This window comes from Sulfitobacter sp. M85 (genome assembly GCF_029285915.1).
GTDB classification, from domain to species: domain Bacteria; phylum Pseudomonadota; class Alphaproteobacteria; order Rhodobacterales; family Rhodobacteraceae; genus Sulfitobacter; species Sulfitobacter faviae.
Genome location: NZ_JABECQ010000004.1, coordinates 262,291 through 283,073, shown reverse-complemented (window position 1 = coordinate 283,073; position 20,783 = coordinate 262,291). Strand labels below are relative to the sequence as shown.

The 20,783-nt window shown below is 58.7% G+C and carries 19 protein-coding genes, 2 tRNA genes and 1 pseudogene; 10 read left to right on the top strand and 12 right to left on the bottom strand.

Going from position 1 to position 20,783, the window contains the following annotated elements; genetic code table 11:
- Nucleotides 1-429 precede the first annotated feature (429 nt).
- The 3 genes from HKX24_RS10085 to HKX24_RS10075 all read right to left on the bottom strand — a co-directional run bounded on the left by HKX24_RS10085 (nt 430) and on the right by HKX24_RS10075 (nt 3,737).
- The gene (locus HKX24_RS10085) at nt 430-693 is read right to left on the bottom strand and encodes a hypothetical protein (RefSeq protein ID WP_132446937.1); all 264 of its coding nucleotides are present in this window, start codon (nt 691-693) and stop codon (nt 430-432) included.
- Nucleotides 694-2,413: 1,720 nt separating this feature from the next.
- Entirely contained in the window at nt 2,414-3,202 is a 789-nt protein-coding gene (locus tag HKX24_RS10080) for a MauE/DoxX family redox-associated membrane protein (protein ID WP_174859256.1), read from the bottom strand.
- Nucleotides 3,203-3,218: 16 nt separating this feature from the next.
- Entirely contained in the window at nt 3,219-3,737 is a 519-nt protein-coding gene (locus HKX24_RS10075) for a DUF305 domain-containing protein (protein WP_246253384.1), read from the bottom strand.
- A 98-nt stretch (nt 3,738-3,835) separates the two neighbouring features.
- On the opposite strand from HKX24_RS10075, the gene HKX24_RS10070 reads away from it, so the two are divergent.
- The 9 genes and pseudogenes from HKX24_RS10070 to HKX24_RS10030 all read left to right on the top strand — a co-directional run bounded on the left by HKX24_RS10070 (nt 3,836) and on the right by HKX24_RS10030 (nt 11,694).
- Nucleotides 3,836-4,108: a metal-sensitive transcriptional regulator gene (locus tag HKX24_RS10070; protein ID WP_093928486.1), complete on the top strand. Its 273-nt coding sequence runs from the start codon at nt 3,836-3,838 to the stop codon at nt 4,106-4,108.
- Nucleotides 4,109-4,751: 643 nt separating this feature from the next.
- Nucleotides 4,752-5,045, top strand: coding sequence for a hypothetical protein (locus tag HKX24_RS10065; RefSeq protein ID WP_174859254.1), 294 nt, complete (start codon nt 4,752-4,754; stop codon nt 5,043-5,045).
- Nucleotides 5,045-6,508 (top strand): annotated as a pseudogene (locus HKX24_RS10060) (TolC family protein). The gene HKX24_RS10065 and the pseudogene HKX24_RS10060 overlap by 1 nt, the downstream one beginning before the upstream one ends.
- A gap of 17 nt (nt 6,509-6,525) precedes the next feature.
- Nucleotides 6,526-7,884, top strand: coding sequence for a copper oxidase (locus HKX24_RS10055; protein ID WP_209218807.1), 1,359 nt, complete (start codon nt 6,526-6,528; stop codon nt 7,882-7,884).
- A gap of 46 nt (nt 7,885-7,930) precedes the next feature.
- A complete protein-coding gene (locus tag HKX24_RS10050) occupies nt 7,931-8,665 on the top strand; it encodes a copper-binding protein (protein ID WP_209218808.1) in 735 nt (244 codons plus the stop codon).
- A gap of 18 nt (nt 8,666-8,683) precedes the next feature.
- Entirely contained in the window at nt 8,684-9,307 is a 624-nt protein-coding gene (locus HKX24_RS10045; protein ID WP_276153988.1) for a helix-turn-helix transcriptional regulator, read from the top strand.
- Nucleotides 9,308-9,348: 41 nt separating this feature from the next.
- Nucleotides 9,349-9,798: an ion channel gene (locus tag HKX24_RS10040; protein ID WP_136720344.1), complete on the top strand. Its 450-nt coding sequence runs from the start codon at nt 9,349-9,351 to the stop codon at nt 9,796-9,798.
- Between the two features lie 175 nt (nt 9,799-9,973).
- The gene (locus HKX24_RS10035) at nt 9,974-11,272 is read left to right on the top strand and encodes a multicopper oxidase family protein (protein WP_276153987.1); all 1,299 of its coding nucleotides are present in this window, start codon (nt 9,974-9,976) and stop codon (nt 11,270-11,272) included.
- The gene (locus tag HKX24_RS10030; RefSeq protein ID WP_276153986.1) at nt 11,269-11,694 is read left to right on the top strand and encodes a cytochrome c; all 426 of its coding nucleotides are present in this window, start codon (nt 11,269-11,271) and stop codon (nt 11,692-11,694) included. The genes HKX24_RS10035 and HKX24_RS10030 overlap by 4 nt, the downstream gene beginning before the upstream one ends.
- A gap of 316 nt (nt 11,695-12,010) precedes the next feature.
- On the opposite strand, the gene HKX24_RS10025 is transcribed toward HKX24_RS10030, so the two are convergent.
- From HKX24_RS10025 to HKX24_RS10000, 6 genes are all read right to left on the bottom strand, one after another.
- Complete coding sequence (locus HKX24_RS10025) at nt 12,011-13,261, bottom strand: HipA domain-containing protein (protein WP_276153985.1); 1,251 nt, start codon at nt 13,259-13,261, stop codon at nt 12,011-12,013.
- On the bottom strand, nt 13,261-13,629 hold the full coding sequence (locus tag HKX24_RS10020; protein WP_276153984.1) for a helix-turn-helix transcriptional regulator: 369 nt from the start codon (nt 13,627-13,629) through the stop codon (nt 13,261-13,263). The genes HKX24_RS10025 and HKX24_RS10020 overlap by 1 nt, the downstream gene beginning before the upstream one ends.
- 210 nt (nt 13,630-13,839) lie before the next feature.
- The gene (locus HKX24_RS10015; RefSeq protein WP_276153983.1) at nt 13,840-14,037 is read right to left on the bottom strand and encodes a hypothetical protein; all 198 of its coding nucleotides are present in this window, start codon (nt 14,035-14,037) and stop codon (nt 13,840-13,842) included.
- 537 nt (nt 14,038-14,574) lie between these two features.
- Nucleotides 14,575-15,312 carry a hypothetical protein gene (locus tag HKX24_RS10010; RefSeq protein ID WP_276153982.1) on the bottom strand — a complete coding sequence of 246 codons (738 nt, stop codon included), beginning with the start codon at nt 15,310-15,312 and terminating at the stop codon, nt 14,575-14,577.
- Complete coding sequence (locus HKX24_RS10005) at nt 15,309-17,363, bottom strand: tyrosine-type recombinase/integrase (protein WP_276153981.1); 2,055 nt, start codon at nt 17,361-17,363, stop codon at nt 15,309-15,311. The genes HKX24_RS10010 and HKX24_RS10005 overlap by 4 nt, the downstream gene beginning before the upstream one ends.
- Before the next feature lie 347 nt (nt 17,364-17,710).
- Nucleotides 17,711-17,785: transfer RNA gene (locus HKX24_RS10000), tRNA-Asn, on the bottom strand.
- A 276-nt stretch (nt 17,786-18,061) separates the two neighbouring features.
- Between HKX24_RS10000 and HKX24_RS09995 the strand changes: the two genes are divergently transcribed.
- Nucleotides 18,062-18,451, top strand: a complete 390-nt coding sequence (locus HKX24_RS09995) for a DoxX family protein (RefSeq protein ID WP_271691942.1) — start codon at nt 18,062-18,064, stop codon at nt 18,449-18,451.
- Between the two features lie 60 nt (nt 18,452-18,511).
- Here HKX24_RS09995 and HKX24_RS09990 read toward each other — a convergent pair whose 3' ends face one another.
- The 3 genes from HKX24_RS09990 to HKX24_RS09980 form a co-directional block, all read right to left on the bottom strand.
- Nucleotides 18,512-20,098 (bottom strand): gamma-glutamyltransferase family protein, encoded by a 1,587-nt coding sequence (locus HKX24_RS09990; RefSeq protein ID WP_271691943.1) that lies wholly within the window; start codon nt 20,096-20,098, stop codon nt 18,512-18,514.
- A 143-nt stretch (nt 20,099-20,241) separates the two neighbouring features.
- Nucleotides 20,242-20,463, bottom strand: coding sequence for a hypothetical protein (locus tag HKX24_RS09985; RefSeq protein WP_209217413.1), 222 nt, complete (start codon nt 20,461-20,463; stop codon nt 20,242-20,244).
- Between the two features lie 221 nt (nt 20,464-20,684).
- A tRNA-Ser gene (locus tag HKX24_RS09980) sits at nt 20,685-20,774 on the bottom strand.
- Nucleotides 20,775-20,783 lie beyond the last annotated feature (9 nt).

Genomic DNA, 20,783 nt, shown 5'->3' with positions numbered 1-20,783 from the left:
ACCTTCTTTCTTGGATTGGCGACCAAGGGCAACAATACCCCCACCGCTGTGATGCGCGCGGACAGGGTCTCGTTGTAAGAGATCTGGTCATTTACTCCGGCTATCCTCCTCAAGGAGATGGTAGGGCGCATTCGCTATGAACTGGCGCAGGCGCTCCGGATCGTGCGGCCGGTCTCGGCCGCTAACACGAGCCAAGTAGGCCATCCAGGCGATCGTCACGCCAGCCAGAACGACCGACGCGATTGACACTATAAAATCAAAAGTTGCCATCTCCCTCCTCTGCTCCGTCGTCCATCTTACAATGAACAAGACATGTATAGCACAGGTTCAGTCACAGAGCATGCCGACCCGCGTTCTTTTTATTGTGGGCCCTTCGTTTGTGACGAAGCCTCCCGCAACGCCGCCGAAGTATAGGTCGGTGAAAAGAACTTACGCAACCAGTGCTAACGGAAAAGGGCAAAGCGTTTGAAAGTGCTTCGCCACCACCTGCACTTTGTCGTAGGGCAGCTCCAACTCTGACACGAAGGACGTCTGGAGATGCGGGGAGACCTCAGAGAAGAAGGAAAATGCCGGCCCCATCACAAACTGAGCGACTTCAATGTCCGAGATTGCAGCCGCAAGCTGGCAAGCGGACAGATCCGCATCATATGGTGCGTTCACAGTTCCAAGAATCTTGGATGCAACTTGCACCATCCTATATCACCCTTGCCCAGACCGCCTGTTCGGATTCCGATAAACACCTTATATATGCCCGGCACGCTTCAAGCAATGTTGCAGGCCTAATCGCCCAGAGGTTAGCGCAGACGCCTGCGCAACGTAAAGCGCACCAAGCTCATTGTCGCGGCGCCATAGAAGACTCCCTCCGGGCGACGTCATGCGAGTATGATGTGCAGGTTTTCATGATTATTATATACACCGCCAAGCACGGCTATCACATGTGCGCTGCTGGCAAATCAGACGCTGTCGTGATCGGAAGGCTGGGACGCACCAGACGTCTGAATGGGTCTTGGTGGGCCTATGTAGCGAACCATTCTGCGTCTCTGAGATACCTTGCAAGGCTTTGGTAATCGATAAGGCAGCAAAGGCGCTCAGAGTTTGACGGCGCCTTAAACATTTATCGTAAAGGCTGCAGCTTCCGCAGGACCTGCTTATCTAATTTGCAAATTTCTAAGTATCTGCTTTCCAGTGGTTCATACAGGAACCGGATAATCAGCTCCCTATGCGGTCGCCAAAGACCGGCATATGGGCCCATCATTCGTCTTCTTCATCTAACGGATTGCGCATCACATCACTTGGGCAATAGTGATACGCTCGCTGTCAAATCCCGTGCATGAAGCTCGGATTCAGTATGCCACTGAACTCTTGGAGCTCCTAAACTACAACACCAGGCGGACGCGCACGTGAGACGCCGGTTTTACAGAGGACGACGGCGCAGTGCCCATATTGGCGGCTTGATGACGACGGTGTATCCCGTCTTAGGTGAGCCGTGGAATTTGATAGTAAACTCAAGATGGCCTCTATTCCCGATGAACTGTTTTCAACCGGCATCACCCAAATAGAGGTTCGATGTTGGGAGTGCGGTCATAAGGTGAGCCGCAGGCCCGGTGAGGTGCCTGAGGGCATTACCCAGCATGAATTCGAGCGTCGGTCTGTCTGCAAGTGCGGCACAGGCTGGCCTCAGGTGTCGCGGTTTTCTCGAAAGAAATCGACATCGATGTGATAAGCTTACGTGAGGGAGACAACATGGAACCAAAGATGCCCAGATTTTCATTCCAAGAACGCGCAGCTGAGAAAGCCGCCGAGCGCGAACGCGATGAAGAACTACTTCGCTCTGGTCAGGTTTCACACGCTGATATGGCACGCGCTAACGGCGGTTTCGTCCGAGGGGCGCGTTACAAAGGCCCAGCAAAGCGTATTCAGGCACTCGCTGCGTCCCTGTCGTTAGAGGACGACAGCGCCTGACCTGTGGTGTCATGATGATGAAGAGGAACATGCCGGGCTTAATACGCTCTGTCATGCGCGGCAGGGCGAAATGCCGATCAGGTCGATATCGATAACACCTGAAAGATCACCGGCACGAGGATTGTCAATTCACTACTGCGCCAACTTGGGCCAGCCCTTTTGCATTTCGTGGTGCAACTCGTGGCAGGTCTCGTGGACACGACGCTATGTCTAACCAAGGCTGGAGGTCGGCTTGACGGGACTTTCCTGCCGTTCGCTGCGGCTGCACAGTTTTCGCTGAGGTTGCGAGAACCTTCGAAAGGAGGGCGGAAAGCCGCCGTTCGCCGCAAAACGCACGAACGGCAGCTATGCGAACAAAGCTAAGACAAACACTTGTGCCATGCACGTTTGCTTCAGTTGACCATTTCCGCCCTGCGAACTCGTGCTAAGCGCAAGATGCTGCGCCCGACCTTCAGGTAAACATCTTGGCCAACATCACGATGGCCATGCCCATCATCATTAGATTTTCGGACAGGCTCACAAATCCGAGCGGCACGTTCGAATTACCCCCAACGCAAGCGCATTTTAACTCGCGCCTGTCGATGTAGACGGCTTTGAACACGCTAATTGCGCCAACCGTGGCGATGAAGAGCGCAGCCGGAGCGGCAAATGGGGTAAGCAACATACCGGTCATCAACACGCCCGCCCCGGTTTCAACCCATGGATAAACGTAGGCATATGGCACCCATTTACGTGCCAGCAGGTCGTAGTTGAGGAACATCGTCGTGAAGCTTTCGATATTGCTCAGCTTCTGCATCCCCAGCAGGATCATCGAGACCGAAATGAACCAACCGAGCGTCTGCCACGTGATCGCGCCAAGAAAGCCGATGGACAGAGCAAGCGCTGTGGTCGCAGCAACGGCGAAGAGATAGATCACCGGTTTGTAAGTGGTCGCCGTAGGGTCATAGTCGGTAAGTTCCTGGCGCAGGGCGTCATAGCCGCCAACGCGCTTCCCTTCGATCCAGACTTGCGGGGTCGTGGGAACATCGTATTGCGCCTTGAACGCGTCGACTTCAGACCGCGCGCGGAACAGGCGGTCATCGACCTCGTAGCCTTTGCGCTCCAAAAGCCATCGCGCCTTCTGCCCCGCAGGACACAGATGGTTTGGCAGGGCCATGCGGTAAAGCACGGCGGTTTTCCCTGTCGCGGAGGAGGCCGGATCAGTTGTTACGTCTGCAACATCACGGGTGTCTCTGGGCATGATATGCTCCTTGATCTCAGGGTTTGGTGCGGGAAGTGCCAGGCGCTGCATCCCCGTTTGCTTCGATATCTTCGATATAGAGCTTCATCTCTTCGATCTCGCTGCGCTGCGCCTCGATGATCGCGTCGGCCAGTTCGCGCACGCGCGGATCGGACAGGTTTGCCCGTTCGCTGGTCAGGATCGCGATTGAATGGTGCGGGATCATAGCTTTCATCCAAGCGGTGTCGCCTACCGTATCTTGCGACCGGACCAAGTAGACACCAGCCGCAAAGGCGATGGCGGCACCAGTGAAGATCGCAAAATTCGTCTTTCGATTGGAATACATGCCGAGCATGAAGGCGAGCATAATGATTGCCATTACCCCGCCCATATAGAGCGCCATCCACATCCGCGTCTGGGAGAAGAAGACATGGTCAAGCGCATAAGTGTTGAGATACATCAGGCCATACATCACGACCGTCGAGGTGCCGATCATCGCAAAGAACCGGCCATAGCCGCTGCTTGTGCGATCGTCGTGCTTATTCTTTGAATCCATTGTATTGTCCTCCTAAATTGCCAATGTGTGCCATCGTCTTATACCCATATGGGGTATATTATCCGATCGGCAACAAATCCCGAATGGAGCGACGCCTCATGAAGGCTAACAAGGAAAAGACGCTGGATCGCCTGGCGCGGCTCGAAGGACAAGTGCGCGGCATCGCGAAAATGGTTGAGGCCGACCGCTACTGCATGGACATCTTAGCACAGACTGCGGCAATCCGATCCGCCGTTCTGGGGGTCGAAAAGCTTGTGCTGGAGAACCACGCTCAGCATTGCGTCGAGGCTGCGATTGCCAGCGGCGACCCGGAAGAACAACGCGCCAAGTTTGACGAGTTGATTGGTCTTTTGCAAAAGGCGTCGAAGTAGGCGTTTCGGACCGAATGCCCATCGCGCTCTGGCACCATAGCCAGCGCCTTTGGCCTTCTCTTCGGGTCGGAGCGCCAATCCGCTGCTCCGCACTTTCGGCCGGTTTCCGCCAGAAAATCGCAAACCCTCCCGCGCTGGACACGTTGACAGGCTCTGCGACTTGCGACACTGCTATCTTCAATGCGTTCTTTGACAAACATATCAAACCTCTGTCGCGTCCTTCTCGGCGTGGTTTTGGCTTGTGGTCTGTTGCTCCTGCCGCCCTCGTCGGTTCACGCGCAAAGCGGGATGCATGAGAGCGCGCAGGCAGCGCATCACGCTGGCCACCAGATGAGCGCAGCGTCAGACCTGCAACAAGATGCTGCGGCCCGACCTGATCTGACAGACATACCAGAAAGTTTCGAAGGCGAGCCTTGCTGTGGTGGCATTTGCCTGACGGCGGCGCTGACCACTTCGCAGGATGCCAAGATGACGGCGGTGCGATCCGTTGAATATGCCAGCGTGTCTCACTCTGTCGCCTCTGGCCAGCCCACGGGCCAATTGCGTCCACCTCGAGCCTGAGTTGATCCCGGCCCCCTGACGGCCTTTGCATCCGCGGTTTCCCGCCGCGGGTAAGATCACCTCTTTCTCAGGCAAAAAACCAATGAAATTACCACTGATTGCAGGGGCGATGTCCCTGACCCTCGGGGCTTGCGCCACGACGCTCCCCCCGTTTCCCGATGTCACTGCCGCCTATGTGCAGCAGCCCACGCCTCTTCCCGAAGTCTCCGCGATGACCGCCGCCGACAACAGCACGCGCGGCAGTGCCTCGCCCGCCGAAGAGCAACCCTTTGCAGGCTACCGTCGTCGCGGCGTGGTGGAGCCGCTCGATTGGCGACGATTGAACGCTGAACAGGCAGCTATGCAGGGGATGGATATGCAGGGGATGAACCACTGATGCGTTGGAAATTGAAAACCGCCGCCGTCATTACACCACTGATCTTGGGCGCCTGCACGGCAACGGACCTGCCGGTGAGTTTCTCGGCCCGTGATGCTGGCTTTGCCACCGTGGAGGCACGCACCTCCAAGGCCATCGGCAAGCGCACCGTCTGGGCGCAGTCGCAGGCCGAGACCGTCGCGGCCTCCAAACAGGTCCGCGCCATGGTGCAGGGTAAAACGATCAGTGCCGAAACCGCTGTGCAGGTCGCGCTTTTGAACAACAAGGGGCTTCAGGCGTCCTATGCGCAGATCGGCCTCTCGGCGGCCGAAGCATGGCAGCAGTCCACGCCAGAAAACCCCGTCGTCTCCATCGGCTTGCTGGGCATCGGCGCGCCCGAGGTCGGGCTTTACCGTGCCTTGGAAAGCATGATCGCCGTGAACCTGCTGGACGCTCGCACCCGCAAACAGCGCATCGCCGCTGCCGAGGCGGAATTCCAGCACGCGCAGATGCAGGCGGTGAGCGACACGCTGGCACTGGCCAATGAAACGCGCGAGGCATGGATCAACGCGGTCGCCGCCTTTGAGGCGGTGGGCTACCTTAAACGTGCTGCCGTCACCACCGATGCGGCGGCGGAACTGGCGCAGCAGCTGGGCAAGACCGGCGCGCTCAACAAGGCCGCACAGGCCCGCGAGCAGGCGTTCAATGCCGAGATGGCCGGACAGCTGGCGCAGGCGCGGCTGGATGCGCAATTGGCCAAGGAACAGCTGACCCGGCTCATGGGGCTCTGGGGGCAGGACGTGGCCTATTATGTGCCCGATGCTCTGCCCCGCGTGCCCAATACGGTCAGCAGCCACAAGGGCATCGAACGGCTGGCGCTCGCCAATCGTGTTGATTTGGAAGTCGCCCGGCTGGGGTTGGCAGCAACGGCCAAGGCCTATGGTCTGACCGATGCCACCCGCACCCTGACCGACCTCGAAGTCATCGCTGGTGCCGAGATCGAGCGTGAGGAAGAGGACGGGGAAGTCGAGACCAGTATCTCACCTCAGGTCGAGTTCGAGTTCGTCATCCCAATTTTCGACAGCGGCAAGGCGTGAATGCGCAAGGCCGAGCTTAGCTATCTTCAAGCCGCCAATGTGCTGGCCGAACGGGCGGTGAACGTCCGCTCCGAAGCCCGGGCGGCGGCCACGGCCTACCGCTCAAGCCACCAGATCGCACGGCACTACTCAGACGTGGTGCTGCCTTTGCGCCGCACCATCGATGAAGAGGCTCTGCTCAGCAACAACGGCATGATCACCAGCACCTTCGATCTGTTGAACGACGCCCGCGAGAAGATCGGAAGCCAGCTTGAGGCAGCCAATGCCAAGCGTGAGTTCTGGCTGGCCTCTGCCGGTCTGACCGCCGCGATCTACGGCGGTGGCAGCGGCGGCGGCGGTGCCGGCGGAGAGACACAGATCGCCGCCAGTGGCGGCGCAGGACATTGAGACAGGGAAGCAACCAGATGATTAACAGACGTCAACTGCTGGGGGCCGGCGCTGCGGGTGCAACGCTCGTGTCCTCCAAAGCATGGGGCCAGACCATGAATATGGGCCTGCCCGAGGCCGCCGAGATGGATTCGGCCCTCACCCAAGCGCCGACCCGTCCCACCAGTGGGCCGGACTATAACCCCGTGGTCACGCTCAACGGCTGGACCCTGCCGCACCGGATGAACAATGGCGTGAAGGAATTTCACCTCGTTGCCGAGCCGGTCGAGCGTGAACTTGCTGATGGTATGGTCGCGCGCCTCTGGGGCTACAACGGTCAGTCCACCGGTCCGACCATCGAAGCCGTCGAGGGCGACCGGGTGCGCATCTATGTTACCAACCGCCTGCCGGAACATACGACGGTGCATTGGCACGGGCTGATCCTGCCCTCGGGCATGGACGGTGTCGGCGGGCTGAGCCATCCGGGCATCCCGCCGGGCAAGACATTTATCTACGAGTTCGACCTGACCAAATCCGGCACCTTCATGTATCACCCGCATGGGGATGAGATGGTGCAGATGGCGATGGGCATGATGGGCATGTTCGTGGTCCATCCCAAAGACCCCGATTTCATGCGCGTTGATCGGGATTTCCTGATTATGCTGAACGCTTTCGACATCGATCCGGGCAGCTACATCCCGAAAATCATGACGATGACGGATTTTAACCTCTGGACATGGAACAGCCGCATCTTCCCGGACATTGACCCCCTGGTCGTCAACCATGGCGACAAGGTTCGCGTGCGCGTCGGCAATCTCACGATGACCAACCACCCGATCCACATGCATGGCTATGACTTCAAGGTCACCTGCACGGATGGCGGCTGGGTGCCGGAATCGGCGCAGTGGCCCGAGGTCTCCATCGACATTCCCGTCGGCGCCATGCGCGCCTATGAGTTCGTGGCCGAGCATCTGGGCGACTGGGCGATCCACTGTCACAAGTCGCACCACACGATGAACGCTATGGGCCACGACGTGCCCACGCTGATCGGCACCAACAGTTCCAACATGACACGTCAGGTCCGCCGCGTGCAGCCTGAGTTCATGCCCATGGGCACGGCGGGCATGGCGGATATGGGCGAAATGTCGATGCCGCTGCCCGACAACACCGTGCCGATGATGGCCGGCTGGGGGCCGCATGGACCCCTTGAAATGGGCGGCATGTTTTCGGTCGTGAAGGTGCGCGAAGGCATCGACGCGGACGACTACGAAGATCCCGGCTGGTATGAAAACCCTCCGGGCACCGAGGCGTATGAATGGACCGGGGAACTGCCGGACTTCGCGCAGAACCACAGCCCGAAAACCCAGATCACGCCGAAACCAACCTCCAAGGGCTAAGCGGCTCTTGGACTATAATCACCTCTAAAACCATACAGGAAACACCATGAACAAATTTCTTCTCTCAACCGCCCTCAGCCTTCTCATCACCGCTCCGGCCTATGCGGCAGGCACCCATGGCGGCGGTCACGCCGATGACGGCCATGGCGACATGCACAAGGAAATGGCCGCAGGCATGCCCGGCAAGGCCGAGGCGGTTGACCGCACGATCGAGGTGACCATGCGCGAAACCGACGACGGCGAGATGATCTTTGAACCCGCCGAGTTCGACATCAAAAAAGGCGAGACCATTCGCTTTGGCGTCACCAACAAAGGCGAGATCGAGCATGAGTTCGTAATCGACACGATGGAAGGCAATGCCGAGCACAAGGACGCCATGGCCAAGATGGACATGGAGCATGACGACCCGAACTCCGTTCGCCTTGATCCCGGCATGGAGGGCGAGGTGATCTGGACCTTCGCCAATGAAGGTTCCTTCGAGTTCGCCTGCCTGATCCCCGGCCATTACGAATCCGGCATGCATGGCCCGATCACCGTGAAGCAGTCTGATGAGGCCCCCGCGGCGCCCGCCGTCTACTCAACCGGCAAGATCAAGAAAGTCGACGCCAAGGGCAAGAAAGTGACCATCATTCACGGCCCGCTGGAAAACCTCGACATGCCGTCGATGACCATGGTGTTCAAAGCCGATGAGACGCTGATCGCCAATATGAAGGAAGGCCAGAACATCGAATTCGTGGCCGACCGTGTAAAAGGCAAGCTGACCGTCACAGCGATGAAGTAAGCGCCGACAGCAGGGCCGGTGAACTGGCTGGCCCTGCTCTTTCCACCAAACAATAAGGCAGTTCGAGTAATGAGATCGCGTGGAACCACCGCCCTTTGGGCCATCGCTGCACTGCAGGCAATTGTGGCAATCTTCTTTTCCGTCTGCTTCCTGCTGGACGCCATGGGAATGGAGCCTGACTTTCTGATTTGGCAAAGCCACGAGTATCAACAAACGATCTTGGCCATCGGCCTGAACCTCGGCGTGGCGCTTGGTTGGGTCGCCCTCAGGACCAGTCTGCAACGTGCGCGGCTGGCCGAAGATAAGATGCGCCGCTGCACCTCGGAGTTCTCGATGGTGATGACGCAACATTTCACGGATTGGCGGCTGACCCCCGCAGAGCGGGACGTCGCGGTCTTTTTGGTCAAAGGACTAAGCACCCGCGACATTGCGGAACTGCGCGGCACCTCAGAAGGGACAATCAAGGCGCAGACAAACGCGATTTATCGCAAGGCTGCCGTCACCGGGCGCACACAGTTGCTCAGCACCTTCATTGAAGATCTGATGGATGACGCATTGATGCCCGCGGAGGCCCTGCAAACTGTGGCTGTGAAGGGTTCGACTATAGGCGCTGCAACCAGAACAAACGCCGCCCCCGCTTAATCGCCTGAGGAAAAGCCCCCAACAAAGCAGGTTGCCCCTTCATGATCCAAGCAATTCTTCTATCAGTTCTGGTCGTCAGCATCTGCACGGCGATCCACTATTTCGTGCTCAAATGGGTTTCCGATACCATCGCGCAGCGCAAAAGAGCTGCGCATGGCCAGAACCTTGGCTTGGCCATCGGCGCAATCACAATCGCGCATGTCATCGAGGCTTTCATCTATACGCTGTTCTTCCTTTGGGCTGTGCAGGGTTTGCAAATCGGCGCGCTGAACGTCTCCGGCCCGGCGGGCAAGCCCACCACGATGATGGATTATTTCTATTTCTCGCTGGTCAACTTCACCACCTTAGGGCGGGGCGACTTGACCCCCGTGGGGCACCTGCGCTTCCTTACCGGGATAGAAGCATTTCACGGCTTTCTCATGATAACGGCGTCAGGAAGCTTCGTGCTACAGATCATGGGGGGACGCGCCCCCCTGTCGGACAAGGGATGACCCAAGTGGTTCGACTCATTCTCTTTCCCGATAGAGAGCGCATAGGCGGCCCACCTCCAACCCGTCATCGGCAGTTGGGATCGGCCCCGGCAGGACATACCTACACGCCTCGGACATCGGCGCGCCCTGTCCCCCGTGGCAGCATCAATCGCAATTTATCCCGATAAGGCATGACATGAACAGAAGACAATTCCTTGCCAGCGTCTCAGCCGCGACGGTCCTGCCACTGCCGGGCCTCGCTGGTCAAACGCTCCTGAAGCTGAGGGCCGAGGCCGTCACGCGTCAAATTCTTCCCGAAGGGGAAGGCGCCACCGCGATGCTGGGGTTCAACGGGTCGATGCCTGGGCCGGAACTCAGGGTGAAGCGCGGGGAGCGGGTCTCAATCGAGGTCAAGAACGGGCTCGAAGAGGGCACCGCCGTGCATTGGCACGGCATCCGGTTGGAAAACCGGATGGATGGCGTTCCGGTCCTGACGCAAGACCTGATTAACCCCGGTGACAGCAAGACCTACAGCTTCGTCCCGCCCGACGCGGGGACCTACTGGTATCATTCGCACTACATCTCGCAAGAGCAGGTGGCGCGGGGTCTGATGGGGCCGCTGATCGTCGAAGACGACGCCCCCCTCGATCTGGACCATGACATCACCGTGATCCTGTCCGATTGGATCATCGACGAAGATGGCAGCCTTGTTGATGAATTCACCGACATGCATAGCGTCGCACATGCGGGCTATATGGGCAATTTCGCCCGCGGCTTCCTATCGCGAAGCGATGTGCGGCAAGGTGATCGCATCCGCCTGCGGCTGATCAACGCGGCGACCAACCGTATTTTCCCCCTAAGCATCTCTGGCGTCTCTGGTTCGGTTGTCGCCTTGGACGGCATGGCACTGCGCCAACCCCGCGCGGCCTCTGACCTCGTTCTGGCACCGGCCCAGCGGGCCGATCTGATCGTTGATGTCACGGGCCCGGTCGGCTTTGACATGCCCACGCGGCACGAGCCTTACCGTCTGGCCGAATTGTCCATCTCCGGCGAGAATACGGATCGGCAATCTGGCCCTCTGCCGACACTGGCCGCGCCGGCGTTGCCCGCACCGGACGAACCTTCTCAGCACCTGACGCTGACCATGATGGGCGGGGCCATGGGCGGGCGACACGGCGGCGCCAACATCTGGTCCTTCAACGATGTCTCGGACCTGCCCGCGGAGCCCTTCGCCACCATTCCCCGCGGCGAGACGGTGCGGATCACCCTCGCCAACGAGACCGCCTTTGCACATGGAATCCACCTGCACGGGCATCATTTTTTCGAACTCTCCCCCGACGGCAGCCCCGGAGACCTGCGTGACACGACGCTGGTCGCAGCCCGTGAACGCCGCGACGTGCTCTGCGTGTTCGACAATCCGGGCCGCTGGCTGATTCATTGCCATATGTTGAGCCACTCGATCGGAGGGATGCGCACATGGGTAGAAGTTGCATGAAACGGGCTGCTTTGATTTTCTGTGCGGCCGCATCGGCAGCGCAGGCCGATCACGAACTCGACGGCCGCAATCTCGTTGCGGGGCGCTCGCTCTACGCCGAGAACTGCGCCGCCTGTCATGGCGCAGACCTCGAAGGAAAGCCCGACTGGCGAACCCCAGACGAACATGGTGTGCTGCCCGCGCCGCCGCATGATGCAACGGGGCATACTTGGCACCATGGTAATACGCTGTTGTTCGACTACACCAAGCTCGGGGGCGAGGTTGTGCTGGCGGCCCGGGGCGTGAAGGGCTTCAACAGCGGCATGCCCGCCTTCGGTGAGGTAACCTCAGACGAAGATATTTGGACCATACTTGCTTATATCAGGTCGACCTGGCCACCGCGCTCAAAGGCTGCTCAGGCCAGCCGAAATCGACTACATTGAGAGCCGGCAGCTTTGCTGGGGCTCGGCCCCTAAACTGATACCGACAAGCAGTAGGGGCTAAGATGTGCCACCTAAATGACCAGAAAATGCGACCATTCGTCTAAGCCTCGGCATCGGGCGATAGAGGGCGTTTCGGTCATTCGCTGAAACCTGGTCGAACGACCGCTAAGGACCGCTCTTGGCGGCGCAGCTTATGCCGCAACTGCGAAGAACTCCGCCCCACAAACGGTCAGTTTGGGCTTAAAGCGGACGTAGCGCTTCGAGGCTCAGAAACGCTCAGCTGTGGCGTAGCCGCCGAGAGGTCGACGGCTGTTGATCAAAGGCTAAGAGCCTTCTCCGCCTCGCCGTGTTCAAAGGCGTCTGAGAGAGATTTCAGATCTTCTCCACCAATACCAAATTGCCGCATGAGAGGTCTCCACCGCTTGGCGATGAGTGAGGCCATTTCTCGCGCCCGCATGCGCGCTTGGTTCTCCCTCAGATCGAAGAACTCCGCAGCGGCCACCGCGAGATCGAGTGACGCCTTAAATGGCCCTCCTTCTATGATCGCCGTCTCGAGATAGCGATGGCCGCCCGCTTGTGGGTTCACATCGAAGAGCGGAGAGAGCCGCCAAAGGCCGTTGTCGGCGTAAATGAATCCGTGGTTCTTCAGGTGATCATCCGTGTTGGTGACGAGGACGTTGAAGGCCATTCGCGCCCAAAGTTCATGCAAATCTGCCCGCGCAGCCTTACTGATCATCCGGATCGCCTCTGCGATCTCTGTATAGGAGCCCTGCTCCGCACCGGATCGATTAAGAGCTGTGCGCGCTGAAAAGTAAGGGACACGCGCGCCCGCCCGCCGATCGAAGCGTCTGATAAGGGCCACTGGATGGTCCGAGTTTTCCAACATCAACCGAGCGTCTAACGCGCGCAGGCCGCATTCCCGCGCCAACTGTAGGGTCGCGACCTCGATGCGCTCCACAGGACTTTGGTCTCTCAAGGATGAGAACTTAGCAATCCAGAGCGCGTCGCGGTCTTGCACATTTACCTTCGGCCGGGCGCCGCCAATCGAGCCGCCAGCGCCTGCGATCAAGCGCAGATCCTCGCTCGACACCTCGCGTCGCTGCTCGACCCTGACCGCAATCTCCCGGAGTGTGTCAAGCTGGTTGAGGTTCGGCACCGGTGTGCGATGTCCACTAATGATTCCGCCACCTTCTTCAGTGAACCGGAGTGCACCCTGACGCGTGGCATCATCCAACAGAGTAAGCATGTCGAATTCGCTGAGATCGGCACCGTGAACACGCGCCATCAAGAGACGCCCCCACGCATCAGGTGTCGCATCCTGAAGGACGGAAGGCAGGCTGTCGCGCTGATCGACTGTGGATGCCTTAGACACATAGGAGGGCGTTAATCCGAGCGGCAGCTGAGGTGCGATCGCAAAGGCACGCGCATCGTTAAGCCAGCTTTCGAAATATTGAAATCCGGAATGATGGCGGCGCGAACTTTGGGTGAACCGCAGCTTACCGACTGGCAAGAGTGCGCTTCCAAGGCAAATATGGGTGACCTTCTGTTCCGGGGCGCCCGCGGCCATCAGAAGCCTACGCCTTCATCATCATCACCGTCGGCCCCATGGCGGCTATCCGGAGCTCGTGCGCCGCCGCGCTTTACATAGGATATCCCCCGCTTGGGAATTGCGTCGACTGCGAGGGACAGGCCCACAGCATCCTCTTCTATTCGCAGGATCTCCGCGAGTGCATCGGGCTCGCCGAGCGCCGCAAGCACCCCGGCCAGTTTCCCGATGCCCACACCAGCATCGCCCCGCTCCAGGCGCTGGATCGTCTTTTCTGACACGCCCGCGCGTTCGGCGAGATCGAGCATGGCAAGACGACGCGTGAGGCGCGCTTGTTTGATATTGCGGCCAAGGTTTACTAAAGCCCTATGGGCACGGAGATTCGACATTTCTGGTCTTATGTGGCTTCTAAAGTTTAACTATTGGACATATATGACTTATTAAGCGGTGAACTTCAACTGACAAGGTCGGAGCGGGCCGATGGGCTCGGCGTATCGTTGCAAGATATGGTTAATCTCTTGCCGCTGTCGGTATCCGAAACGCCACAGCGGGTGAGGGTTTTTCAGAGATCACTAACACTACAGCGCCGTGAACAGGGTCTATTCTCCAAGCCCGTTCTTGGCTTCGGGAAGTTCTTTGTCGTAAACAAGGTTCCCGTCCTCATCGAGGCCAACTCCAAGCCCAAGGCGCCGCAGTCGTTCGAAAAACGCTTCCTCATCGGGCCCAGGCTGGCCCATCTTCTCTATAAACCATTCCTCCCACTCGGGGTCTGATTCATTCGGTTTTGGGCCTGTCATCCCGGTGCTCCTACTCTGCTGAACCGAGTTTATCACAAAGTTGACGCTAAAACCGGCCGGCGCTAAATCCGCCCGAGTGTCGTCTTAGCTCAGTTGGTTAAAGCGCTTGATTGTGGATCAAAAGTTCGCAAAATCGATATTAACAGGTGCCCACACCCACTTCTGTGACATGAACTCTGATCCTTTGGCACATAGGCGTTAGCGCACAGGAGAGAGTATGTGGAAGTGTCACTTAATGAGGGTGAGCGCCGGTCCGCGCATACTTCGGACGTGCGCAGGCCGCGATGTTGGAGATTGAAAAAGTTCGACATCGCTGTAATCGAAGTGGCGCCGCGCGGCTTTCCCTAAGCATAATTGCGTTGCGTGGCCAATGGAACCAGGGCCGCAATTCTGGGACGATGTGAGTGGGCCGTGTTCAGCCGCCTTGGAGTTGAGCTATGGGAAGATATATCACCAATCCAGATTGTTGGTTCCGAGCCCTTTACGCTTTCAGTCTGGGAGATTTTGGGCCTTACCCCTAAATATTCAGCCCCGAATTTACCGCCGATAAGGCCTATGACGAGTTTGCCCAATTTCTTTCAAGAATATCCTCTCGCCTATTCTGTTGTATGCCGACATCGCATCACGCCGCTGCTGTTCACGGAAGAACTCCTCATACATTCGTATGAAGTTGCCAGCCGCGGCGAGAGTTTTTAAAGGAACTTTAGGATGGTTTATATTCCGTTGCAGCCCCTCAATTATTCCTGCGAGTTGACTGGCCACCTGCTCGTCATCCACACCGGCAAGGGCGTCTTGGCGGAGTTTCTCCGGCCGCGCGGAAAGGAGCTTCGAAACCTCTGGTCCGTTTCTCACAGATCTTAGAACCCTAAGATGGCGTTTGAGAATCTCAATCTCCGATGGCGGAATCGGCATGGCCTCCATGGCTTCACGCACGAAGCGTTCGATCGGCACCCAATCGCTCCACGGTTGCTCCCCCTCGAGGAGGGGGAACAGATAGGAAGGTTCGGAGAAATCCAGAGGAATAGAGAACGAAGCATTAATCGGCCCTCGCCGCTTCGGTTGATAGGTCGCTTCTATCGTTAGTTGTGCGCCCCAGTAGCAAACAGCCACATAAGTTGATCCTGTGTTACTCTCGGCGACAGTGCCGGATGCAACCATAGCATCTCCCTCTTCCATCACTTCGAACGAAAGGTCATCTTCCTCTCCTGAGTTGCTCTTCCCTCCGTCTGAACGAGAGCCAAGCCCCCCCTTAAACTTGTTGCCCTTCTGTTTCATGACCCACTCCTATGCACCAGGCGTAGTCCATTACCTTCATGCGATGCCTTGAGATAACCCGCGAGCGGACTCTGCACGCGCGCTGTATCGAACGGAACTTTGCCCACCTCCTTCAGAAGGCTTGGCATGCTGATGCCCTTTTGCGCGTAGGACTTCTCTCCTTCATCTAACGGTTCGTGCCCCATAAGTTTGCGCCGGTGGGCCCCCGGACAAGACGCATCTAATAGACGGTGGTGGAATGTGGTGCGTAGGGCGTGGAAATCAAGCCCGTGCCAATAGACGTCATTTGTGCGGCGATAATACCCGAATGTCTTTGTGAAATTCTCGGTGTAGGTGCCCTTGTTCGCACCTCGCTTAAGCGAAGGAAAGAGGCGACGTTGGCCGTTCTTTTTTGCCCGCTCAGCCAACTCCAAGAAACCCAGTTCAATCAAAGCCGGATGCACCGGAACCTTTCGCGTCGCATTTGCAGATTTGACTGAATCTCCCAATTCCTGCCGCACGATGACGTAGGCGACCTTGCTGTCCCATTGAACATCCATCGGTCCCAGTTGGGCGGCCTCTTCACTGCGAAGCCCCATCAGGGCGGCAATCAGCGGCATCCAGAAGAGTGGATCTGCGTCGCCATTCGCCTTCCCCTGAAACACTGGAGACGCTAAAAACTCGTCAAACCGATCGTCCCAGGGTTCCCGCTCCAGCAGGGCCTCCGTCGCCTTCAAGGCCTTTTCTTCACGGTTGGTAAAGGAGCAGATATCGAAGGGATTCACTTCAATAACACCGAGCTTCTTGAGCATGGTGCCCACTCTATTCACGGAGCGGACAAGCCGCACGAAGGTATTCACGCGCAGTCGTGGTTCAGCCTTTGCCATGCGGAGGTCGCGAATTTCTGCCTCATTGGTGATGCCGTTTCGCCGGGCTTCGCGCTCGGCCGCATCCATGGCTGCCGCTTCGCGCTTATCCACTTTGGCGTTTAGCGCTCGGTAGCTCTTCGCAGTATATTTTCTACCCTTGCCATGGTATTTTGACAGCCTCCGGATCATTTCAATTGTGCTCTCAATGTCGTCGGGAGACGCTTGCGTAAATTCTGTCGCTCGAAACTCCTCGGCCCAAATTTTGGAAGCCGTCCTCACTGAGGAAAGCGATGACTTTTGCCACTTGTCCCCTACCGCCTTGTCCGGTTTCTGATGCCTTTGCCATTCATCGCCGAACCCTGCGGACTTCAAGGCGGTATAGACCAAAAAGCCGTCTGACACCTCCATTGCACCACCTTTCTTTAAAGCTGCGAGAACCTCAGGAGAGCAGGACTGCAGCACACCTCGGCTTCTCAATAGGGCGTGGAGCCCTTCCTCCTGCGCAGGCGTGGAGGGCGCAGGTGCGTGTTCTTCAAGAACCTCCGTTTGAAGTGGCGACTCTTTGATTGATGCAAACCAAGATCGGGGAAACAATTTCATGGCTTCTTCCTTGTTAGTAGGAGCGATGGACGTCATCGTCGTGGGAGTTTGGGCATTTGTGCCAGGGTTTGATTGTTCAGCAATCACGCTGGAAAAGTAGGGACTCGGACCGGGGAACTCTCCTTGGTCGCGCCGGACCTTCTCTTGGCTCGCATCGAGCATCACGCGAGTAGCTTCGTAGGCGAGAAGGCGCGCCTGTTCGCTCGCCGCATCGGGAAGTTTGATGCCAAGATGGTTGGCAACATGCCGCAGCGGTTCCCGCACAACGCTGTAATCATGCTGAAGGAATGCCTGCCGCAGAACCGTCTGACGGGCGGCCTCTCGTTCAAGTGCCGCCTGCGCAAGCTTAGGCGATCTTGGATCTGCCAGCGCACGCTCGCGATCATCCGCCTCGATTTCGAAGCGGGCGAAAGCTGTCAGCAAGGTTCTGGTATCTTGGAGAGAAAGGCTCATGGTCGTCGCTGCGTAGAGGAAAATCTGATCACTGAGGGCACTGAGCTTGCGGGCAAGAGCAGCGGCCTCCGGCAAAGCATAGGTCTTCAGCGGAAAACATACTGAGGATCCCGCAACGACGGTTTGAATCCCACATTTATTCTTATGCAAATCCGGTATCCCGTCCGAAGGCAGGTTTGCATTGCGCAAAACGCACATGGCTTGGGTCGGTTTGACCCGATCTGGGACGAGTCCTGGCGGTTGGGGGCCTTTCGCGACCTCATCCAGATGAAGGATTGAACGGGGGATTCGTCGTCGCCAAACGTATCCCTGAGGTCGAAGTTCGAGATGAGGAATGCGCGCGTGTTTGGAACGGGGTTGTGGCACCAAGAGTGACTCCTTGTGACTCCGTTGTGTCCGGAGTGTGTAAGGCGGTGTGTCAAAACCTGTGTCCGAAACGCGAAAAGCGCCCCCGAGGGAGCGCTTTTTCGTTTGTTTCCAACCAGTTCAGAGGAGGTTGGCTCCGGCGGTAGGGATCGAACCTACGACCAATTGATTAACAGTCAACTGCTCTACCGCTGAGCTACGCCGGAATGCCTATGTCTGTCTTTCGGGCAACGCCCTCGGACAGCGGCTCTTTAACGCGGGCGGTCCGGGGTGCGCAAGAGCAATTGACCGATTGAAGCGAATTTTTTTCGATTATCTGCAAACCCACGTGAAATGCGCCCCGCGACACGGTTCGGCACCGGGGGCCGGCATCACAGGTCCGTGACACATCCCCTCCTCCGGCGCTTAGGGCTGGACGGGTTGCACGGGCTGCGGTTGAAACTGGGATCGTATGAACAACTCAATGTCCTGAAAGGGAAAACATGACCTTCCTCTCCCCCTACCAGCCGCAGATACTCTCGCTTTTCCGCATCATGTCGGGGCTCTTGGTGCTGCAACATGGCACGACCAAGATCCTTAGCTTTCCAGCCGGACCGATGAACGGTGTGTCGATCGCCTCGATGGGTGGAATCGCGGGCGTAATCGAATTGGTCTTTGGCGTCTTGCTGGCGATCGGCCTGTTCTCGCGCCTGTCAGCCTTTATCCTGAGCGGCTTGACGGCGGTGGCCTATTTCATCGCGCATATGCCGCAGGGGTTCTTTCCGCTGCTGAATGGCGGTGAACTAGCGGCGCTTTACAGCTTTGGCTTTCTCTACCTCGCAGCCGCCGGGCCGGGGCCGTGGTCGGTCGACGCGATGCGCGGGCAAGGCTGAAAACAAAACGGCATGGCCCTGGAACGGGCCATGCCAAACTCACAGGGGTAGCGGCCCTAATTAGAAACCCGCCGCCTGCCCGTCTTTGCGCGGATCGGACCCGGCGGAATATCCGCCCTCGGGCAAGCGCTGCACCAGCTGCGCGCCGCCGAAGCCGAAAGCGTTGTCCGGCGCTTCGACATGGACGACATGGCCCAGATCGCGCAGCCCTTGCAAAAGCTCGGGCGCCATCGCCGGCTCGCAAGCCACTTCCAGCCCCGACAGAATGCGCCAGCGCGGCGCATCGGCGGCGACCTGAACGTCCTGCCCCCAAAGCTGCGTGCGCAGCAGCAGTTGCATATGACCTTGGGCCTGAATCGGGCCGCCCATCATGCCATAGGCCATCAGGGGCTGGCCGTCCTTCATCGCGAAGCCGGGGATGATCGTATGGAAGGGCCGCTTGCCCCCCGCCACGATATTCTGATGCCCCGGCTCAGTGGTGAAGCCAAAGCCGCGGTTCTGCATCGACACGCCCGTCCCCGGCACCACCACGCCCGAGCCGAAGCCCGCGTAGTTCGACTGGATGAAGCTGACCATCATGCCCGAAGCATCTGCCGTGCTCATCAGCACCGTGCCGCCTTGCTTGGGCGCGCCCGCCCCAAAGTCCTGCGCCTTCTCGGTCGAGATCAGCGCGGCGCGCGACTTGAGGTATTCGGGATCGAGCAGCGCCTTTTCGTCGACCTCCGTCATGGCCGTGCGATCCGCCACATAGGCATGCAGATCACTATAGGCGAGTTTGCAGGCTTCGATCTGCAAATGCACCGCCATCAGGTCGTCTGCGCCATGCGCGCGGATGTCGCTATACTCCAGAATGCCGAGCGCCATCAGCGCGGCGATCCCCTGCCCGTTTGGCGGAATCTCATGCAGTTCCACATCGTCAAAACTTTGGCTGATCGTGCCACACCATTCGGGCTTATTGGCCGCCAGATCCGCCATGGTCATCGCGCCGCCATTGGCCTTGGCATGGGCCACGATCTCTTCGGCGATCTCCCCCTCGTAAAAGGCGCGGCCATTGGTCTCGGCGATCAGCCGCAGGGTGCGGGCCGCGCCGGGATTGCGGAACCGCTCCCCCGCTTTCGGGGCGCGCCCCTCGGGGAGAAAGGTCTCGGCAAATCCCGGCTGCTTGCCCAGAACCTCGGCCCCGCGCGCCCAGAGTGTCGCGATAGTGGGCGAGACGAGGAAGCCCTCTTCGGCATAGCGGATCGCCGGGGCCAGCACCGTCGCCAGATCAAGCTTGCCGAACTTCTCCATCAATTCGACCCAAGCGCTGACCGCGCCCGGCACGGTGACACTGTCCCAACCATGCTCGACCATGCCATCGGGGAACCGCTCAGGCGACCAAGCCGCAGGCGCGCGGCCCGAGGCGTTGAGCCCATGCAGCTTCTCCCCATCCCACAGGATGCAGAAAGCGTCAGAACCCAGCCCATTGCCCGTAGGCTCCACCACCGTCAGCGCCGCGGCGGTGGCGATCGCCGCATCCACCGCATTGCCCCCCTGCTGCATCATCAAGAGACCGGCCTGCGTGGCCAAAGGCTGAGAGGTCGCGACGACATTGTCGGCAACCACAGGAGATCGGTGGGACGGGTAAATGGGATCGTGACGAAGCATAGCTGTCCTTTGCTTGGGTAAGGCCAGCGGCGCGGTCAAACCGGCCGCCTGCGGCGTTGCCGGCAAAGTGAACGTGAATGCATCTGCATGCAACTGCCCAGCCGGAGAATTCCGCGGGGATAACGTGCTTGTTGGCGGCTTTGTTACCCGCCGCTGCCCGCCGAGCTGCCTGCCTTGAGGCGCAGCATCTTGCGATGGTGGCGGAAACTCCGCTCGCAATGGCCCGGGGTGAAGATCATGACCCAAAGCGCCCAAAGAACGCTCTCCTCCCGGTATTGCCACGCCCTTGCACAGAGCGACTGATCGGCATCGGAGAAGATGCAATTATGCAGGATGCGAGACCAGTCTCTTACGTTAACCAACATCTGGAACCTCCCTTTCGCTGAGCAATGGGGCGTCTCGCCGTCATCGCCAAGGATCTGGTCCCCCCGGATGTTTAGAATGCTGGCCGAAAATTCTGCCGAGAATAAGGCGGAGGGCTGGTGAGACCGTGCCGGGCAAATGTTACAAAGTTGCAAAGCGGGGGTACGCTGGGGGCGCTGCGATGACGGCCCGAACGGGGGCGGTGCTATCGTGCAGGTGTGGGTGGCGGAGACGAAGGGATTCGAACCCTCGAGACCCTTCCGGGCCTACTCCCTTAGCAGGGGAGCGCCTTCGACCACTCGGCCACGTCTCCGCGGATCGG